Genomic DNA, 2,176 nt, shown 5'->3' on the forward strand with positions numbered 1-2,176 from the left:
ATAAAGTAGGGAAACCTCTTTCAAGGCTTCCCCCTTATCAAACCGTACGTGCCCTATTAAGGCATACGGCTTACCCATATGTTATAATGTTTATCAAGAGGATGCATTCCAAGCATTTTGCATCTTTTGGAGTCGGTGAGGAGTGTAGTATTCCTCGCCTTTTGCTTTTGTTCGACTAATTTTGTTCTTTAAATTCCTTTTGGCTTTTCTAGTCATGTCGGTCAAATATTGTTCCTTGGTATATCCATATGCTTTGTTTAGATAGAGCCAGTAAGAAGGAATTAGTTTAATACTTAGGAAGAATGCATTATTCCATTTACTATTCATTTTCCATCCTTTTCTTTGATTAGGATGTTTGTGAATAAATGCTACCCGTAACCTTCTTCTTATGTATCCATCCATACTCAGTAGTATCCCTCTCATCCACCGTGTTTTGCAGTTACTTTCCTGTCCATGTTCTTCATTAGCCTTTATTGCTTTGATGATGGTTACATAATAATTGACTTTTCCTCGAATAATCGGATTAACACGATTAATCCATTCCTCTTTGCTCAAAGTTAGAAACTTCCTAGTCTTTTCCTTTATCTTCAATCGAAAGTCTTTAATTGATTCTTTCTTTGGGGTAACATGAAAAGACAATTTGTTATCTTTCTTCCCTTGGTCCCAGTGATGAAATGTAAATCCTAGGAAGTCAAAGTCATCTTTATTGAAGTTGACAACTCTTGTTTTCTCTTTGGAGATTTCTAACCCCAATTCATTTAACTTATTCTTAGTCAAGGAAGCTGCTTTATTAATATCATCTTTTGTTTTAGCGAACAACAGGAAATCATCTGCATACCTTACGAATCGGATGCCATTTAAATCCCATTCCCAATCCAGTTCATTTAGATACACATTCGCAAGTAGTGGTGAGATCACCCCGCCCTGTGGTGTTCCATAGTCGGAATGTATAAGTTTCCCTTCTTCCATATGTCCAGCTTTTAGCCATTTGTCAATTAGACCTAGGACCGTACGGTCCGATATATACTTCTTTAAAACTCCTATCAGTTTCTTATGTGGTATATTATCAAAGAATCCTTTTATATCACAATCATATATGTGGTTATATCCTTGCTCGATATTCCAAAGAATTATTTGCAATGCTCTTTGTACACCCCGATTTGGTCTATAACCAACTGACCAATTATGAAATAGATTATCTTCGAATTTAGGTTGTAGTACGTTAACCACACTTTGTTGGACAATACGGTCTTCAATTGTAGGAATACCTAATGGTCGTTTCTTTCCATTTTTCTTGGGAATATATACTCTTCTAACTGGTTGGGGTTGGTAGACTTTAGTTTTAAGCTTGGTTAGTATTGTCATGATGTTTTCTTCTAACTTGGCTTCAAAACTTTCAATTGTTTCTCCATCAATACCACCTGCACCCTTATTCGCTTTCACTTGTTCAAAGCTTTGGGTTAGCTTCCGGTCGAACAATATTTGTCCATAAATACTGTGTAACTTAAATTTCCACTCTTGATTCATTACGTATTCCACGCCTTTCCTTGATGTACATTCAAACGGTTTTACCGCAGTAACTTGATTGTTGCCATTACATCTAGTACATGACTTGGAGCCATAGGTCGTTCCCCTTCCGTTCATTCAATGTTATGGTCATCGAATTACTTCCGTACTATGAGAACGTCTGACTTCTCCACCCGTTCTTCGTCACTTCGGATTACCCTTATAGACTAGAACCCTGCTTGTTCGGTTAGGTGGAGACCTCACGGGGTCATCGCATTTCCCTTCTGGGCATACCCTGCACCATCACGTTATAAGCCACATTTCTTCGGTCTGACTTCTAAAGAAATGCCTGTTTAGTGGGCTTCCTCACTTTTCGAAAAGTCACCAACTTATCCCGCCGCCGTGCTTCACACTTATTGCATTAGGGTCTACCTATTCACCTACGGGTCTCACGACTTTCCGCATCTCCTTCAGACAACACCTCACGGTGTTGCCCTAGATTAGGCTTCCCAAGCTAGGTCAGTCTCCTTGGGGATGGATTTTCACCATCTGGGATTCAATTCTTTATCTTCAAACCAGTCGTTTCATCGAAATGACGTCTCTGTCCAACAAAGAAAAAGAAGAGTGTCAACTAAGTTAACACTCCATGCGACTGCCCGTCGCACAAAAA

At 39.1% G+C, this 2,176-nt stretch carries 1 protein-coding gene; it reads right to left on the bottom strand.

What is annotated here, in order from left to right:
• Positions 1-93 precede the first annotated feature (93 nt).
• Positions 94-1,527 carry a group II intron reverse transcriptase/maturase gene (ltrA, locus tag BAZO_RS01365; RefSeq protein ID WP_003329398.1) on the bottom strand — a complete coding sequence of 478 codons (1,434 nt, stop codon included), beginning with the start codon at positions 1,525-1,527 and terminating at the stop codon, positions 94-96.
• Positions 1,528-2,176 lie beyond the last annotated feature (649 nt).

Origin of the sequence: Schinkia azotoformans LMG 9581 (assembly GCF_000307855.1) — a bacterium.
Classification (GTDB): Bacteria; Bacillota; Bacilli; order Bacillales; family Bacillaceae_J; genus Schinkia; species Schinkia azotoformans.